16 protein-coding genes are annotated in these 17106 nt (G+C 73.2%); 11 read left to right on the top strand and 5 right to left on the bottom strand.

The features are described from left to right. Nucleotides 1-69: 69 nt before the first annotated feature. Complete coding sequence (locus tag E6R18_RS16230; RefSeq protein ID WP_136317598.1) at nucleotides 70-990, top strand: LysR family transcriptional regulator; 921 nt, start codon at nucleotides 70-72, stop codon at nucleotides 988-990. Between the two features lie 21 nt (nucleotides 991-1011). Here the strand turns inward: E6R18_RS16230 and E6R18_RS16235 are convergent, their stop codons facing one another. Continuing rightward, nucleotides 1012-1488 (bottom strand): pyridoxamine 5'-phosphate oxidase family protein, encoded by a 477-nt coding sequence (locus tag E6R18_RS16235; RefSeq protein WP_136317599.1) that lies wholly within the window; start codon nucleotides 1486-1488, stop codon nucleotides 1012-1014. Nucleotides 1489-1694: 206 nt separating this feature from the next. On the opposite strand from E6R18_RS16235, the gene E6R18_RS16240 reads away from it, so the two are divergent. After that, a complete protein-coding gene (locus E6R18_RS16240) occupies nucleotides 1695-2291 on the top strand; it encodes an isochorismatase family protein (RefSeq protein WP_240799759.1) in 597 nt (198 codons plus the stop codon). Between the two features lie 24 nt (nucleotides 2292-2315). Here E6R18_RS16240 and E6R18_RS16245 read toward each other — a convergent pair whose 3' ends face one another. From E6R18_RS16245 to E6R18_RS16255, 3 genes are all read right to left on the bottom strand, one after another. Further along, nucleotides 2316-4469: a prolyl oligopeptidase family serine peptidase gene (locus tag E6R18_RS16245; RefSeq protein WP_136317601.1), complete on the bottom strand. Its 2154-nt coding sequence runs from the start codon at nucleotides 4467-4469 to the stop codon at nucleotides 2316-2318. A 77-nt stretch (nucleotides 4470-4546) separates the two neighbouring features. After that, entirely contained in the window at nucleotides 4547-6148 is a 1602-nt protein-coding gene (locus tag E6R18_RS16250; RefSeq protein WP_136317602.1) for an MDR family MFS transporter, read from the bottom strand. Nucleotides 6149-6254: 106 nt separating this feature from the next. After that, a complete protein-coding gene (locus E6R18_RS16255) occupies nucleotides 6255-6857 on the bottom strand; it encodes a TetR family transcriptional regulator (RefSeq protein WP_136317603.1) in 603 nt (200 codons plus the stop codon). 198 nt (nucleotides 6858-7055) lie between these two features. Here E6R18_RS16255 and E6R18_RS16260 point away from each other — a divergent pair, with 198 nt between their 5' ends. Then, nucleotides 7056-7886: an IclR family transcriptional regulator gene (locus E6R18_RS16260; RefSeq protein WP_206308301.1), complete on the top strand. Its 831-nt coding sequence runs from the start codon at nucleotides 7056-7058 to the stop codon at nucleotides 7884-7886. A gap of 126 nt (nucleotides 7887-8012) precedes the next feature. Here the strand turns inward: E6R18_RS16260 and E6R18_RS16265 are convergent, their stop codons facing one another. Continuing rightward, complete coding sequence (locus tag E6R18_RS16265) at nucleotides 8013-8582, bottom strand: flavin reductase family protein (protein ID WP_136317605.1); 570 nt, start codon at nucleotides 8580-8582, stop codon at nucleotides 8013-8015. Between the two features lie 319 nt (nucleotides 8583-8901). Here E6R18_RS16265 and E6R18_RS16270 point away from each other — a divergent pair, with 319 nt between their 5' ends. The 8 genes from E6R18_RS16270 to E6R18_RS16305 all read left to right on the top strand — a co-directional run bounded on the left by E6R18_RS16270 (nucleotide 8902) and on the right by E6R18_RS16305 (nucleotide 17101). Next, on the top strand, nucleotides 8902-9771 hold the full coding sequence (locus E6R18_RS16270; RefSeq protein WP_136317606.1) for an alpha/beta fold hydrolase: 870 nt from the start codon (nucleotides 8902-8904) through the stop codon (nucleotides 9769-9771). Next, the gene (locus tag E6R18_RS16275; RefSeq protein WP_136317607.1) at nucleotides 9768-11465 is read left to right on the top strand and encodes an FAD-binding protein; all 1698 of its coding nucleotides are present in this window, start codon (nucleotides 9768-9770) and stop codon (nucleotides 11463-11465) included. The genes E6R18_RS16270 and E6R18_RS16275 overlap by 4 nt, the downstream gene beginning before the upstream one ends. Then, nucleotides 11462-12493, top strand: coding sequence for a ferredoxin--NADP reductase (locus E6R18_RS16280; protein ID WP_136317608.1), 1032 nt, complete (start codon nucleotides 11462-11464; stop codon nucleotides 12491-12493). Before E6R18_RS16275 ends, E6R18_RS16280 begins: the two co-directional genes overlap by 4 nt. A 55-nt stretch (nucleotides 12494-12548) precedes the next feature. Further along, complete coding sequence (locus tag E6R18_RS16285) at nucleotides 12549-13457, top strand: acetaldehyde dehydrogenase (acetylating) (RefSeq protein ID WP_136317609.1); 909 nt, start codon at nucleotides 12549-12551, stop codon at nucleotides 13455-13457. A 28-nt stretch (nucleotides 13458-13485) separates the two neighbouring features. After that, entirely contained in the window at nucleotides 13486-14523 is a 1038-nt protein-coding gene (dmpG, locus tag E6R18_RS16290) for a 4-hydroxy-2-oxovalerate aldolase (protein ID WP_136317610.1), read from the top strand. 8 nt (nucleotides 14524-14531) lie between these two features. Beyond that, complete coding sequence (locus tag E6R18_RS16295; RefSeq protein ID WP_136317611.1) at nucleotides 14532-15716, top strand: acyl-CoA dehydrogenase family protein; 1185 nt, start codon at nucleotides 14532-14534, stop codon at nucleotides 15714-15716. Between the two features lie 40 nt (nucleotides 15717-15756). Further along, complete coding sequence (locus tag E6R18_RS16300) at nucleotides 15757-16671, top strand: VOC family protein (RefSeq protein ID WP_136317612.1); 915 nt, start codon at nucleotides 15757-15759, stop codon at nucleotides 16669-16671. A 97-nt stretch (nucleotides 16672-16768) separates the two neighbouring features. Then, nucleotides 16769-17101, top strand: a complete 333-nt coding sequence (locus tag E6R18_RS16305; protein WP_346764990.1) for a hypothetical protein — start codon at nucleotides 16769-16771, stop codon at nucleotides 17099-17101. Nucleotides 17102-17106 lie beyond the last annotated feature (5 nt).

Consider the following 17106-nt stretch of genomic DNA (forward strand, 5'->3'; position numbering starts at 1 on the left):
CCACGATGGCGAATCCCACCTCGTAGCACAAGTGAGATTTTGTTCGGGTATTCGCGTAGCATCGCTTATATGTTGAACTTGGAGCGCCTGCGCACCCTGGACGCCCTGGCCCGGCTCGGCTCGGTCAGTGGCGCGGCCGAGGGGCTGCACGTCACGACGTCGGCCGTGTCGCAGCAGATGGCGAAGCTGGAGCGCGAAGTGGGGCAGCAGCTCCTCGCCAAGAACGGGCGCGGGGTGCGGCTCACCGACGCGGGGCGGCTGCTCGCCGACCATGCGGCCCGCATCCTCTCGCAGGTCGAGCTGGCCCAGTCCGACATCGAGGCCCAGCGGGGCGAGGTGGTGGGGGAGATCCGGCTCGGCGCGTTCCCGACGGCGGCCCGGGGCCTCTTCCCCGCCACGCTGCTGGCCCTGCGCGCGGGACACCCCGAGCTGCGGGCGCGCACCCTGGAGCTGGAGCCCGAGGCCGGCATCCGGGCGGTGCTCAGGGGCGACATCGATCTGGCGGTGGTGCTGGACTGGAGCAACAAACGGCTCCCGGTGCCAGGAGGGCTGACCAGGGCGGAACTGCTCGACGACGCCCCGGACATCGCGATGCCGGCGGACCATCCGCTCGCCGGGCGGTCGGAAGTCGACCTGGAGGACTTCGCCGGTGACGACTGGGTGTCCTGGCCGGAGGGCGAATTCTGTTACGACTGGCTGATGTTCACCCTCCGCTCCAAGGGGATCGAGCCACGCATCGCCCACCTCGCGGGTGAGCACCACACGCAACTCGCCCTGATCGCCGCCGGGATGGGCGTCTGCGTGGCCCCCAGGCTCGGGCGTGGGCCGGTGCCCGACGGGGTGCGGCTGGTGCCGGTGCGCCAGAAGATGCGGCGGCACGTCCACGCGGTGTGGCGGACCGACGCGGACCGGCGGCCGTCGATCCGGGCGGCGGTCGCGGCCCTGCGCGAGGCGGGCAGGAAGCTGGACGAGCCCTGGGGCGACGGGTAGCGGCGGCAGGCGGCCGCGCTCTCACGCCCCGGGCGGGCCGGGGAGCTTGTTGAAGTCCCAGGAGGTGACGGCGTCGGGGGTCAGGCGCAGCCAGGCGTGCCGCGCGTCGTGCGGCATCGTCTCCATGCCGAAGTACTTCGCCGCGAACAGCCGCTCGGGCGCGTCGAGTTCCGGGCAGGGCTCGCCGGTGCGCGGGGCCTCGCCGACGAAGACCGCGTCGCCCGAGAGCTCGACGCCGCGCAGCTCCCCGTACTCCACGCCGTCGTCGACCACCACGGCGATCCTCGGGTCCCGGCGCAGCTGCGACCACCGCAGGCTCCGGGTGATCGAGTAGAGCCAGAGCGAGGCGCCGTCCCAGCAGAACCAGAGCGCCCCCACGTGCGGGCGGCCGTCCGCGCCGACGGTGGCGACCCGGCAGGTCCGCTGCCGGGCGAGATACGCGTCGCGCTCCTCGTCCGTCATCATGATCCGGCGGCTCCGGCGCTGGGTGACGGCCATGGCATGCCTCCTGCGGCTGGTTCGGAGTTCGACCTGACTGGGTGTCAGGAAGCATGGCGTCTCTTCCCTCGGCGCGCAATGGGGGCTACCCTCGCGCGCCCCGGTCCGGCGCCGACCCCGGCCCGGCCGACCCGCCGCCGAGAGGGGCCGCCGTGCCGCCCAGGGAACAGCTCACCGCACTGACCGACCCGGCCACCACCGCCCTGATGACCGTCGAGTGCCAGCAGGGAGTGGTCGGCCCCGACAGCGCCCTGCCCGAACTCGCCGAGGCGGCCGTGTGCTCGGGCGCGCTGCACCGGGTGGCCCGGCTCGTCGCCGGGGCCCACGAGGCCGGGGTCCAGGTGCTGCACGCGGTCGCCGAACGCCGCCCCGACGGCCGGGGCGCCAACCGCAACGCCCGCCTCTTCCGCGCCGCCGGCCGGCTCCCCGTACAGCAGCACACCGGCACCGCGGCGGTCCGGATCGCCGCCCCCATCGAGGTCGCAGGCGAAGACCTGGTCGTCCGGCGGCTGCACGGGCTCTCCCCGATCGCGGGCACCGATGTGGACGCCCTGCTGCGCAACCTCGGCTGCCGCACCCTCGTGGTCACCGGCGTATCGGCCAACGTGGCCATCCCCAACGCGGTCTTCGACGCGGTCAACCTCGGATACACCGCGGTGGTGCCGGCCGACGCCATCGCGGGGGTGCCCGCCGACTACACGCCCGCGATGATCCGCAACACCCTGGCGCTGGTCGCGACGGTGACCACGACCGACGCGCTGCTCGACTGCTGGCGCGGGCCGGGGGCCGGGGCGCGGACATGAACCCCGGCTCCCGGCCCCGCCCCCTCAGAGCCCCAAGGACTTCCGCAGGAAATCCAGCTCCAGCCGCAACAGCCCGCTCGCCGTGCGGTCCTGGCCCACCAGATGGCCGGCCCCCGACAGCGGCACCACCGTGTGCGGGCGCCCGGCCGCGAGGAGGGCCGCCGAGAACCGGAGCGTGTGGGCCACGGCCACGTTGTCGTCGGCGAGGCCGTGCACCAGCATGAGCGGCCGGGTCAGGGCCGGGGCCTCGGCCGGCAGCGAGTTGCGCGCGTAGTTCTCCGGCAGCACGTCCGGGTGGCCCAGGAACCGCTCCTCCCAGTGGGTGTCGTAGAGCCGCCGGTCCGCCGGCGCCGCGCCCGCCACCGCCGCGTGGAAGACCTCCGGATGCCGGAGCACGGCCGCCGCCGCGAGGTATCCGCTGAAGGACCAGCCGCGCATCGCCACCCGCGTCGTGTCCAGCTCCGGACGGTCCCCGGCCACTGCGTGCAGGGCGTCGATCTGGTCCTCCAGGACGGCCGTCAGCCGGTCGCCGTGCACCGACTTCTCCCATGCCTCACCCCGCCCCGGCGTGCCCCGCCCGTCCGTGACGAGCACCGCGAAACCCTGCTCCGCGAACCACTGGGCCACCGCCGTCCACCACATCCGCACCTTCAGCACGAGTTGAATACCGTGACCGGCGTACGGGCTGAGCAGCACCGGCAGCGGGCCCGCCTCCGGCCGGTGCCAGGACGGCAGGTGCAGCCGGCTGCGCAGCTCCCGCCGGCCCAGGCTGAGGGCCAGGGACCGGGGGGCGACGAGCGGTTCCTCGGCCAGGACCGCGATCCGGCCCGCCTCGGCTCCGGAGCGCAGCACCGTCACCGTCTGGCCCTCCGGCGTCCGGCTGTCGAGCACCAGCGTCGGGCCGCCGACCGCGGCGGTGTGCACCCCGGGTACGCCGGAGACCCGGACGGGGCCGTCGCCCCGGCCGGTGGTGTCGTACGACCAGACGTGGATCTCCGTGGGCTCCTCGCTCGCCGTGAAGTACACCCGCCCGTCCGCGGCACCGATCACCTCGCGGACCTCCAGGCCCGGCGGTGTGACGGTGCCGCCGATGTCGAGACCCTGGGTGTCGCCGCCGGGTCGGGCCGGGACGACGAGCGCACCGGAGGGCAGGCGCAGCGGGGTGCCCGGGCGCAGGGCGACCCAGGCGGGGTCGTGTGCGCGGTGCAGGGTCCGGGTCGTGCCGGAGCTCGCGTCCACCTCCAGGACCTGGACGGTGCGCTGGTCCCGGGTCTGTACGCAGACCAGCGGGCCGAGGGCGTCCCAGCCGGCCGCCACGACGTACTCGAACGCCCGGTCCGTCCACGCGGCTTCGGGATGCCCCTCGCCGGCGGCCTCGGGGAGACGGACGTCGATGTGCTCGCCGGAGGCCCGCACCAGGTGCAGCGACACCTTCGCGTTGGCCGTACCGGCGGCCGGGTACGCCACCTCGCGGGGCGGCCGCCCCGGGTCGGCGGGGTCCGCTATGTACCGGCGTGCCACACCGGCCGTGTCCACGCGGGCGACCAGCAGCGCGTCGCCGTCCGGCGCCCACCAGTAGCCGCGCGAGCGGCCGATGGACTCCTGCGACACGTAGTCGGACAGGCCGTACGTCACGTGCTCGCCGTCCGGTTCGGCGAGCGCACGGTCGCCGGTGCCGTCCGCCCGTACCGTCCGCAGCGCGCCCGCGGACACGTATGCGATCAGGGTGCCGTCGGGCGAGGGGCGGGGATCGACGGCCGGTCCCGCCGTGGGCAGCCGGCGGGGCGGGCCGCCGTCGGTGCGGGTCACCCAGAGGGCGCCCCGGAGTGCGAAGGCCACCAGCCGCACGGACGCGTCGGTGGCGTAGGAGACCACGCCGGAGGAGGTCTCGCGGGCCCGCTCCCGCCGGGCCCGTTCCTCCGGAGGCAGCTCACCGGCGGGCTCCCGCGCGAAGCCGGGTCCGAGCGGATCGGCGAGGAGCCTTTCCGTGCCGTTCTCGTACAGCCGGAGCCGGCTCACCGGGTCGGTGCCCGAGGTGCCCCGGACGAAGAGCACCCGCTCGCCGTCCGGGGAGACGGTGAACTGCCGGGGCACGCCCAGCGAGAAGCGCCGGGTGCGGGCGAACTGGTCGGGGAAGCGGTCCACGGCGGTGGCGCGGGTGCCAAAGGGGCGGGTCATGGCGACACCATGGCAGGTGGAACGGCCTGTACGCCGCCCCGGGGCCCGCCCGCTCAGGGCGGGCCCCGGGGCGGGGATCAGTGTGTCGGGGCGGCGGGCTCGGCCGCCGCGCTCTCCGCCGCGAGGCGCTCCATGCCGCTCTGCGTCCGCAGCGGCTTCTCCTTGATGAACAGCACCGCGATCAGCGCCAGGAACGCGAAGGGGGCGCCGATCAGGAAGACGTCGGCGGTCGCGACGCCGTACGCGTGCTCGACCACCTGCCGCGCCGGTTCGGGGAGCGTGCTGAGGTCGGGGACGCCGCTGCCGGCGCCTCCGTTGTCCGCCGCGCCGCCGAAGCCCTTCTTCATCTCCTCGGCCACCCGGTGGGCGAGGACCGCGCCCAGGGCGCTCGTGCCGATGGCCCCGCCGAGGCTGCGGAAGAACGACAGCACCGAGGTGGCCGCGCCGAGTTCGGCGGCGGGAACGTCGTTCTGGGCGGCCAGCACGAGGTTCTGCATCAGCATGCCGACACCGACGCCGAGCACCACCATGTAGACGCTGAGCAGGCCGAACGAGGAGTCGGCGCCGATCGTGGAGAGCAGGCCCATGCCCGCCGTCATGATGATGCCGCCCGCGATGAGGAAGCCCTTCCACTTGCCCCGGGCGGAGATGATCTGCCCGGCCACGGTCGTGGAGATCATCAGACCGAGGATCATCGGAAGGCTCATCAGGCCGGCGGTGGTCGGGGTCTTGCCCAGCGAGATCTGGAAGTACTGGGAGAGGAACACCGTGCCGCCGAACATGGCCACACCGACCAGCATGCTCGCCACCGTCGTCAGCGCCACGGTGCGGTTGCGGAAGATGTCCAGCGGAATGATCGGTTCCTGGACGCGGGACTCGACCCAGACCGCGGCGGCCAGCAGGACCACACCGGCGGTGACGAGTGCGGCGGTCTGCCAGGAGGCCCAGTCGAAGCGGTTGCCGGCGAGGGTCACCCACAGCAGCAGCGCGCTGACCCCGGTCATGATGAGGACGGCGCCGACGTAGTCGATCTTCACTTCCCGGCGGATCGTCGGCAGCTTCAGGGTCAGTTGGAGCAGCACGATGGCGAGCAGCGCGAACGGCACCCCGATGAAGAAGCACCAGCGCCACCCCAGCCAGGAGGTGTCCACCAGCACGCCGCCGATGAGCGGGCCCGCGACCGTGCCGACGGCGAAGACGGCGCCGAAGATGCCGGAGTAGCGGCCGAGTTCACGCGGCGGGATGATCGCCGCCATCACGACCTGGGCGAGTGCGGTGAGACCGCCCGCGCCGATGCCCTGCACGACCCGGCTGACGATGAGCAGCCCGACGCTGTGCGAGAAGCCGGCGACGAGCGAGCCGACGATGAACATCGACAGCGAGAGCTGGATGAGCAGCTTCTTGTCGTACAGGTCGGAGAGCTTGCCCCAGATCGGGACCGTCGCCGTCATGGCGAGGAGTTCGGCCGTGACGACCCAGGTGTACGAGGACTGGCTGCCGTTCAGGTCGGCGATGATCCTGGGCAGGGCGTTGGAGACGATGGTGGAGGCCAGGATGGCCACGAACATGCCGGCCATCAGGCCCGACATGGCCTGGAGTATCTGGCCGCGCGTCATGCCTGACGCGGGCCCCTCGATCGCACCGGCGGCGCCGGTTTCGGGTGTGACGGCAGCGGTCATCGGCCGACGTTCCTCATTCTCTGGTGACTGGCTCCGCGATCAGCGCTTCTGCGCGGAGTGGTGCTGCGGTGGGTGACGTGGGCCCGGCGGGGTGCGCCGGACGCGCTCAGGTCTTCAGGCCGGCGGCCAGCGCGGCGAACGCCTCGCGGTACAGGCCCTGGAAGGTGCGCGTACGGCCCGACGCCACCCAGACCTCGACGGCGGTGCGCACGGCGGCCAGGGCCACATGCGCGAGGAGCCGGGGGTAGAGGTCGGTCTCGGGGTCCTGGCCGAGGCGTTCGGCGACGACGGCGACCATCGCGGTCTCGTCGGCGCCGCGGGCGGCCAGGAAGTTGGGGAGCAGGGCGGGGCTCTTGCGCAGGACCGCCATCTGGAGCTCCCAGCGGTCGTGGTCCTCCTCGATCTGGGCGAGTTCCTGGGCGATCGCCTCGCTGAGGGCTTCGAGCGCCGTCAGGTGCTCCGGGGCGTTGAGCACGGCCCGGCGGGTCCGTTCGGCGTTGTCCTGGCCGGGACGCGTGATCGCGTCCTCCAGGCACGGGAAGTAGTTGAAGAACGTGCGCACGGAGACGCCGACGGCGTCGGTGACCGCTTCCACGGTCACGTCCTCGAAGCCGCGGTCGGCCGCCATGCGCAGGGCCGCGCCGGCCAGGGCGTCACGCGTGGCGCGCTTCTTGCGTTCACGCAGCCCCAGGGGCGGGTCGTCGCTCATGAAGGTGCATGCTATGCAATTTTGCAGCCTCGGCAAAATTTTGAACCGGCCGTACGCATCCCTTCACGGCGACCGGGGGCGCTGTTACATTCCGGAAAACAAGAATTCATTTCAGTCTGTGACTGGAGGCTCCCCATGACGGCTGTCCATGATGCTCCTCACGTGCATGTGCCGGTTCGTCGCGAGCTGCCGCCGTCGATGGTCGAGCGGGTGACGCTGATCATGGACGTCTTCGAAGGCAGGGCGGCCCGGCTGTCCCTGGAGGAAGTGGCCCGGTCCACCCGGCTGCCCAGGTCGACGGCGCACCGCATCCTCGACCAGCTGGTACGGCTGCGCTGGCTGGAGCACACCGGACTCGGCTACGGGCTCGGGCGCCGCGCGCTCGGCCTCGGCGGCGGGGACGGCGCACACAGCAGGATTCGCGAGGCGGCCGCCTCCCGGCTGCACCACCTCCAGATCAAGACCGGCATGGTCGTCCACCTGGCCGTCCTGGACGGGGCCGAGGTGCACTACCTGGACAAGGTCGGCGGGCGCTTCGCCGCGGCCGTCCCCTCCCGCGTCGGCGGCCGGGCACCGGCCCACTCGACCGCGCTCGGCAAGGCGATGCTGGCCTGGCTGGAGCCGGAGGACGTGGAGGCCAGGGCCGCCGGGCTCATCGGCCGGCTGACCCAGCGCACCATCGCCGACCTCGGCACACTGCACCAGGAGCTCAACCGCGTCCGGCGCCGCCACGGCCTCGCCTTCGAGCGCGGCGAGTGCTTCCCGGACATCGCGTGCGTGGCCGCCGCCATCCGGGGCCCGGAGGGCCCGGTCGCCGCGATCTCGCTGGTGGGGGACGCCTGGTCGCCCCTGGAGAAGGTGGCCCCGCTGGTCGTGGACGCGGCACGGCAGGTGTCCGCCGAGCTGTTCCCCGAGCGGCAGACCCCGGTGCGAGGCGGGCGGCGGGCGGCGGCCGTACCCGAGGAGACGTGGTCGCCGCAGGCCATGGACAGCCTGCTCGCCGCGGGGCAGTACGGGGACTGGCAGTAGTAGCGCTGGGCGCTCGCGGGTCGGGAACGTATACGGCCCCGCCACCCCGTGCGCGTCGGCCCCGGCGCCCTCACCCCCGTACGTGTCGACCGGCGCCCTTGCCCCGCAAGCGCCTGCCCGGCGCCCTCACCCCCACAGGTCGCCCCACCCCCACGGCCCCGGCGGTGCCGGGACCACCGGACTTCCGACGCCGAAGCCGCCCCGGAAGAAGAGCATCGGCCGGCCCTCGCTCACGGTCTCCAGGGCGAGGACCCGGCCCAGCACCACATCGTGGTCGCCCGCGCCGCGCACGTCGTACACATCGGCGTGCACCCGCGTGAGGACGCCCGGCAGGGACGGCGTCCCCCAGCGGGAGACCTCCCAGTCCAGCCCCTCGTACTTGCGGCCCTTGCCCGACCCGAACCGGCCGCAGAGATCCGTCTGCTCCTCGGCCAGGACGTTCACCGCGAACCGCCCCGCCTCCCTGATCCTCGGCCAGGCGCGCCCCCGGTGGTCGGCGCAGAACAGCACCAGGGGCGGCTCCAGTGAGACGGACGCGAACGACTGGCAGGCGAAGCCGGCCGGCACGCCGTCCCGGCCGAGGCCCGTCACCACCGTGACCCCGGAGGCGAAACTCCCCATCGTGCGCCGCATCCGCGCGGGGGTCGGCTCGGTCTCCTCGCACGCCTCGGGCGCGGACAGCGGCTCTGCGGTCATCGGGTTCACCTCTGGGGGACGGGGGCGGGGCACTGCGCCCGGGACCGGGCAGGGGGCCGACCCTAGGACCGCCGTCCGGGCCGCCGGGAACGCGTTCCCGATCAGTGGAACGGTGCCGCGGACGGGCCTTCGCGGGCCGCCGGAACCCGCCCGGCCACGGTCATCCCGCTGACCGAGACGTCCGCCGCGCCGCCCCGTACCCCGTGGTTACCGTCCAGGAACCGTTCACACGGCACCCATGGGCCGCCCGGCGCCGAAGACCGCCCGGGGCCCTCGGGCCCTTCAGGTCCACCGGACACCGAGCTCGACCGAGGCAGGGATGATGACGGAGCTCAGCCACGACTCCACACTCCGCGAACTCGCCACCGAACAAGGCGTGTTGCGCTACCACGAGGCCGGCGACGGCCCGCCCCTGCTCCTGCTGCACGGCTCCGGGCCCGGCGTCACGGGCTGGCGCAACTACCGGCACAACCTCGCGGTGTTCGCCGAACACTTCCGCTGCCTCGTCCTGGAGTTCCCCGGCTTCGGGGTCAGCGACCCGGCCGACGGGCACCCCATGGCGACGGCCGCCTCCGCCGTGACCCGGTTCCTGGACGGGCTCGGGCTCGACCGGGTCGACATCATCGGCAACTCGATGGGCGGCATCATCGGCACCCGCTTCGCCCTGGCGCACCCCGGGCGGGTGCGGCGCCTCGTGACGATCGGCGGCATCGGCCGCAACCTCTTCAGCCCCGGGCCCGGCGAGGGCATCAAGCTGCTCTCCGAATTCACCGACCACCCCACCCGCGAGGGCCTGGTCCGCTGGCTGAACTCCATGGTGTACGACCGGTCCCTGGTGACCGAGGAGCTGATCGAGGAGCGGTGGGCGCAGGCCACCGACCCCGAGACCCTCGCCGCCGCCCGCCGCATGTACGGCACCGAGGCGTTCGCCGCCCAGGCCGCCGCCGCTGCCGCGTCCGACGCCGCACCGTACTGGGCGATGCTCCACAAGCTCCGTGCGAAGACCCTGCTCACCTGGGGGCGCGACGACCGGGTCAGCCCGGTCGACATGGCACTGCTGCCGATGCGCACCGTTCCCGACGCGGAGCTGCACGTGTTCCCCGACTGCGGGCACTGGGTGATGATCGAACAGAAGGCCGCCTGGGAGAGCGCGGTCCTCGCCTTCCTCACCCGCGAGGACGCGGCGTGAGCGCCCCGGCCCAGGGGGCCTGGGACGAGGAGTACGACTTCGTCGTGGTCGGCAGCGGCGGAGGCGGCATGGCCGCCGCACTGACGGCGGCCGACAGCGGCCTGTCCACCCTCGTGGTGGAGAAAGGCGCCAAGTACGGCGGCACCACGGCCATCTCCGGCGGCGGCATCTGGATCCCGAACAACCCGACGCTGCGGGCCAAGGGCCACGACGACAGCCGTGAATCCGTACGCCGCTACCTGGACCGGCTCACCGAGGGGCGGGTGCCCGGCGCACGCCTGGACACGTACATCGACCAGGGGCCGGCCGCGATGGAACTGCTCGGCAGGAGCCGGTGGATGCGGTTCTTCTGGGTCAAGGGCTACGCCGACTACCACCCCGAGTACGACGGAGGCCGCCCGCTCGGCCGGTCCGTGGAGGCGCTGCCCTTCGACACCCGCAAGCTCGGCGAGGACGAGAAGTACCAGCGGCCCAACAGCCTCAAGGGCCCGCTCGGACTGTGGATCACCGCGAAGGACTACCGCGACCTCGCCATGGTCAAGCGGACCTGGCGCGGCCGCCGCGCCTCCCTGACCGCCGCCTGGCGGGTCTCCTCCAACCTGATCCGCCGCCGCCACATGGCCACCGGCGGACGCGCCCTGGTCGCCAGGATGCGCATGGCGCTGAAGGACGCGGGCATCCCCCTCTGGCTGCGCACCCCGATGACCGGACTCGTCACCGAGGGCGGCGCGGTCACCGGCGTCGTCGTCGAGCGGGACGGCAGGGCGGTGCGCGTCGGCGCCCGGCACGGTGTGCTCCTGGCCACCGGAGGGTTCGACCACAACCAGGAGATGCGCGAGAAGTACCTCCCCGAGGGCAGCCGCGACGACCACAGCGCCGGCGCCGTCGAGAACACCGGCGACGGCATCCTCGCCGGCCAGGCACTCGGCGCCGCGCTCGACTTCATGGACGACGCCTGGTGGATGCCGTCCGTGCACCACCCGGCCGGTGCGACGGTCCCGCTCGTCTCGGAGCGGTGCATCCCCCCGTCGGTGATCGTCTCCGGCGACGGCCACCGCTTCACCAACGAGTCGTCGCCGTACGTGAACTTCGTCCACGACCAGCTCGCCGGCGGGCACGTCCCCGCCTGGTTCGTCATGGACGCCAAGGCCCGCGCCCGCTACCCGTTCGCCCAGGTCCTGCCCGGCGTGCCCTTCCCCAAGGCGTTCTACGACAACGGCACCGTGCACCGCGCCGACACCATCGAGGAGCTGGCCCGGAGGATCGGCGTGCCCGAGGACGCGCTCGCCGCGACCGTCGCACGGTTCAACGGCTTCGCCAGGTCCGGCGAGGACACCGACTTCGGGCGCGGCGACAGCGCGTACGACCGCTACTACGGCGACCCGACGCTGAAGAACCCCAACCTGGACGAGATCGACAAGGCCCCCTACTACGCGGTCCGCATCGAGGTCGGCGACCTCGGCACCAAGGGCGGCCTGGTCTGCGACGAGCACAGCCGGGTGCTGCGCGAGGACGGCACGCCCATCACCGGCCTGTACGCCACCGGCAACACCTCCGCCTCCGTCATGGCCAACGAGTACGCCGGACCCGGCGCCACCATCGGCCCGTCCATCGTCTTCGGCTACGTCGCCGCCCGGCACGCCGCCACCGCCCCGGCGCCCCGCCCGGCCGGCGCCCCCGGAGGTGCGCCATGAGCCCGGCCCCGCTGACCGTGCGCGTCGTGGAGGTGATCCGGGAGACGGCCGACGCCCACTCGCTGGTCCTGGAACCGGCCGACGAGCACCGGGACGCATTCGCCTACGCGCCGGGCCAGTTCCTCACCGTACGGGTGCCCACCGAGCGGCCCGGCGGAGCCGCCCGCTGCTACTCCCTGTGCAGCTCCCCGGTGCGCGACCGGCACCTGAAGGTCACCGTGAAGCGCACCGCCGGGGGGTACGCCTCCCACTGGATCTGCGACCACGTCACCGAGGGCGACACCCTGGAGGTGCTGCGGCCCGCCGGCACCTTCACCCCCGACTCGCTCGACACCGACTTCCTGCTGCTCGCGGCGGGCAGCGGCATCACCCCGGTGATGTCGATCCTCACGTCCGCCCTGCACGCCGGAACCGGCCACGCCGCCCTGATCTACGCCAACCGCGACGAGCGGTCCGTCATCTTCCGCGACGAACTGACCCGTCTGGAGGCGGAGTTCGGCGACCGGCTCACGGTGCTGCACTGGCTGGAGTCCGACCGGGGCAGGCCCACCGCATCAGCTCTGCGGTCCCTCGCCGGCCCGTACGCCGGGCGGCCCGCCTTCGTCTGCGGGCCCGGCCCCTTCATGGACCTGGCCACCGGCGCGCTCACCGACCTGGGCGTGCCGGACCGGCTGGTCACCGTGGAGCGGTTCACCTCCCTCAACGGCGACCCCTTCGCGGAGCGCACCCCCGCGGCCGGACCCACCGGGCCCGTCAGCACCGCCGAGGTGGAGCTGGACGGGGAGCGCCGCACCGTGGACTGGCCGCAGGACACGCCCCTGCTGGACGTGCTGCTCGCCGCCGGCCTGGACGCCCCGTACTCCTGCCGCGAGGGCAGTTGCAGCGCCTGCGCCTGCGTCCTCGTCAAGGGCGAGGTGGCCATGGAGCGCAACGACGTCCTGGACGCGCGGGACCTCGCGGACGGGCTGATCCTCGCCTGCCAGGCCCGCCCGGTCAGCGACCGGCTGCACATCACCTACGACGGCTGACCACCACACCCCCGACCGCTCCCCGTACCCACTCGACCCGGATGAGGTTCGAACCGTGACCAAGGCGACCGCCGCGATCGTCGGATCCGGCAACATCGGCACCGACCTGATGTACAAACTCCTGCGCTCGCAGTCCATCGAGCCGCGCTGGATGATCGGCATCGACGCAGAGAGCCCCGGCCTCAAGCGCGCCGCCGACCACGGCCTGCACACCAGCGCCGACGGCGTCGCCGCCCTGCTGGACGGCGAGGAGCGCCCCGACCTGGTCTTCGAGGCCACGTCCGCGTACGTCCACCGGGCCAACGCGCCCGAGTACGCCGCGCTCGGCATCCAGGCCATCGACCTGACGCCCGCCGCGATCGGCCCGGCGGTCGTGCCCGCCGTCAACCTCGGCGACCACCTCGACGCGCCGAACGTCTCCCTCATCACCTGCGGGGGACAGGCCACCATCCCGATCGTGCACGCCGTCTCCCGGGTCACCGACGTCCCGTACGCGGAGATCGTCGCGAGCGTCGCCTCGCCGTCCGCCGGGCCCGGAACCCGCGCCAACATCGACGAGTTCACCCTCACCACCGGCCGGGGCATCGAGACGATCGGCGGCGCCGCCAAGGGCAAGGCCATCATCATCCTCAACCCCGCCGAGCCGCCGATGCTGATGCAGGACACCGTCTTCTGCGCCGTCCCCGCCGACGTCGACCGGGACGCCGTCACCGCCTCCGTCCACGAGACCGTCGCCCGCGTCGCCGCGTACGTACCCGGCTACCGGCTGCGCGCCGAGCCGCAGTTCGACGGGCCCACCGCGGTCAGCGGCGGCCTCGCCCGGGTCGCCGTCTTCATCGAGGTGGAGGGCGCGGGCGACTTCCTGCCCCCGTACTCCGGGAACCTCGACATCATGACCGCCGCCGCCACCCGGGTCGGCGAGGGCTTCGCCCAGCGGATCTCCGCCCGCCGCGCCGCTGCCTGACCCCCGCTCACCGAGGAGTACACGCGTCATGCCCTACAGCCCCGACCTGGACATCCGCGTCACCGACTCGTCCCTGAGGGACGGTTCGCACGCCAAGCAGCACCAGTTCACCGTCGACCACGTCACCTCCATCGTCGCCGCCCTGGACGACGCGGGCGTCCCCGTCATCGAGGTCACCCACGGCGACGGCCTCGGCGGGTCCTCCTTCAACTACGGCTTCAGCCACACCCCCGAGCAGGAACTCATCAAGGCCGCGGTGAAGACCGCGCGCCGGGCGAGGATCGCCTTCCTGATGCTGCCGGGGCTCGGCCTCCAGGACGACATCCGCGAGGCCGCCGACAACGGCGCCGCGATCTGCCGCCTCGCCACCCACTGCACCGAGGCCGACATCTCCGTCCAGCACTTCGGCCTCGCCCGCGAACTGGGCCTGGAGACCGTCGGGTTCCTGATGATGTCGCACAGCAGCCCGCCCGAGGCCCTGGCCCGCCAGGCGCGCATCATGGCCGACGCCGGCTGCCAGTGCGTGTACGTGGTCGACTCCGCGGGCGCCCTCGTCATGGAGGAGACCAGCGACCGCATCGCCGCCCTCGTCGCCGAACTCGGCACCGACGCCCAGGTCGGCTTCCACGGGCACGAGAACCTGGGCCTCGGCGTCGCCAATTCGGTCCTCGCGGTACGTGCCGGAGCCACCCAGATCGACGGCTCGACCCGACGGTTCGGCGCCGGCGCCGGCAACACGCCCGTCGAGGGGTTCGCCGCCGTCGCCGAGAAACTGGGCATCCGCACCGGCATCGACGTACTGAAGATCATCGACGCGGCCGAGGACGTGGTCCGGCCCGCCATGGACGGCGAGTGCCTGCTCGACCGGCTCTCCCTGACCATGGGCTACGCCGGGGTCTACTCCAGCTTCCTCAAGCACGCCGCCCGGCAGGCGGCCACCTACCAGGTGTCCGGCGCCGAGATCCTGATGGAGGCGGGCCGCCGCAAGCTCGTCGGCGGCCAGGAGGACCAGCTCATCGAGATCGCGGTCGCCCTCGCGGCACAGAAGAACTCTTCCGGGAAGTGAGTACACCCATGTCCAATCCCGTCATCGAAGCCGTCGAGCAGCGCGCCGACGAAATCCGAGCGCTCGGCCCCGCCAACGAGGCGCTCGGCCGGCTGGACGACCAGGCCGCGAAGATCCTCAAGGACGTCGGCGCGATCCGCATGCTCCAGCCGAAGACGTACGGCGGCCTCGAACTGCACCCGCGCGAGTTCGCCGAGACCGTCATGAAGATCGCCTCCTGCGACGGGGCGACCGGCTGGGTCGCCGGCGTCGTCGGCGTCCACCCGTGGGAGATGGCGATGGCCGACCCCCGGGTGCAGGAGGAGATCTGGGGCGAGGACCCCGACACCTGGATCGCGTCCCCCTACGCCCCGATGGGGCTGCTCCGGCCCGTCGACGGGGGCTACGTCTTCAACGGGCGCTGGCAGTTCTCCTCCGGCACCGACCACTGCCGGTGGATCTTCCTCGGCGGCTTCCTCGCCGACGCCGACGGCAACCGGCTCAGCCCCCCGCAGTCCGTGCACGTCATCCTGCCCCGCGCCGACTACGAGATCGTGGAGGACTCCTGGGACGTGGTCGGGCTGCGCGGCACCGGCAGCAAGGACGTCGTCGTCGAGGACGCCTTCGTGCCCGCCCACCGCGTCATCGAGTACGCCAAGGTGGTCGACGGCTCCCTGGCCGCCGAGGCCGGGCTGACCAACCCCGCCTACCGGCTGCCCTTCTCGGCCGCCTTCCCGCTCGGCATCACCGCCGCCGTGATCGGCATCTGCGAGGGCGCCCTCGCCCACCACCTCGCCCACCAGCGCACCCGGGTCCAGATCACCGGCCAGGCCGTGCGCGACGACCCGTACGTCCTCTACGCCATCAGCGACGCGGCGGCCGAGATCGCGGCCTCCCGCTCGGCGCTCATGGACAACGTCTGCCAGATGTACGACGCGGTCGCGGCCGGCCGGGAGATCAGCTTCGAGCGGCGCGCCGTCGGCCGGCGCACCCAGGCCGCCGCCGCCTGGCGGGCGGTCCGCGCGGTGGACGAGATCGTCGCCCGCTCCGGCGGCAACGCGATGCGCCTGGACAACCCGATCCAGCGGTTCTGGCGCGACGCGCACACCGGGCTCGCGCACGCCATCCACGTGCCCGGCTCGGTCTTCCACGCGTCCGCCCTCACCGAGATCGGCGTCGAGCCGCCGCAGGGGCCGATGCGCTCGATGATCTGAGTTCCCGGTCCGCACCACGCCCGTTCAGAGAGGAAGACCCATGACACAGATCCGCGGACTCGGGTATCTCCGGGTCCAGACCCGCGACCTCAGCCGCTGGCGCGAACTCGCCGTGGACGCCCTCGGCTTCGCGGTCGGCTCCGGGCCCGACCCGGACGGCCTGTACCTGCGCATGGACGAGCGCCGCTCCCGGCTCGTCGTCCTGCCCGGCGACACCGACCGGGTGCTGTCGGTCGGCTGGGAGGTGCGCGACCGGTTCGCGCTCGCCGCAGTCGGCCGCGCCGTCGAGGCATCCGGTACGGCGGTCAAGCCGCTCACCCAGGAGGAGGCCGACGACCGGGGCGTGGAGGAGGCCCTCACCTTCACCGACCCCGCCGGCGTGGGCGTCGAGGTGTTCCACGCCCCCGTCCTCGACCACAGCCCCGTACTCACCGGGCTCGGCCAGCGGTTCATCACCGGCGCGCAGGGCATGGGCCACATCGTCGTGCCCACCCCCAGCGCGGACGAGACGATCGCCTTCTACACCGAGGTGCTCGGCTTCCTGCCGCGCGGCGCGATGCGGCTCGGCGGCGGCTCGTCGTCGCGCCGGGTCCGCTTCATGGGCGTCAACCAGCGCCACCACAGCCTCGCCGTCTGCCCCGCCCCGCACGGCGAGGCGCCCGGCCTCGTCCACCTCATGGTCGAGGCGGACACCCTGGACGCGGTCGGCCGCGCCCTCGACAACGTCGCGAAGCACGGCTTCTCGCTGTCCTCCACGCTGGGCCGGCACACCAACGACAAGATGGTGTCGTTCTACGTGCGCGCCCCCGGCGGCTGGGACATCGAGTACGGCTGCGAGGGCATGCTCGTGGACGAACGGCACTACACCGCCGAGGAGATCACCGCGGACAGCTACTGGGGCCACGACTGGTCCGGCTCCGAACCGCTGGCCGCCTTCACCCCGCCCGGGCGGTGAAATGCGCTGTCCGGCCGGCGGAGCGCGGTGATAGGCAGTCGGTGTGACCACACCTCATAACGTGACGTGACGACAGGCCCTGCGCGCGCCGCAGCCGGTGCCGGCCGAGCCGGCACTCGACGGGGTCGAGGAATTCCTCCTCACCTGCTGCGCGACACCGGCCGCCTGGCCGCACCGGCCCACCGCCTTCGACTTCCACGCCGCCGAGGGCCACTCCTGGCGCCTCACGGTCGACGCCGACGGCGCACGCCCCACCCGCATCCCGGCGCCCGCAGCCGGGCAGGGCCCCGGCCCCGCCGGCGTATCCGTCCGGGGCACGGCCGGTGAGCTCGTCCTCTTCCTGTACGACCGCATCCCGGCGTCCGCCCTGCGGGTCGACGGGGACGCGGGGCTGCTCGACCTGCTCCGCGCCTGGGAGCCGGCCGAGTAGCCCCG

It is taken from the genome of Streptomyces sp. A1277 (genome assembly GCF_004795015.1).
Taxonomy (GTDB): Bacteria; Actinomycetota; Actinomycetes; order Streptomycetales; family Streptomycetaceae; genus Streptomyces.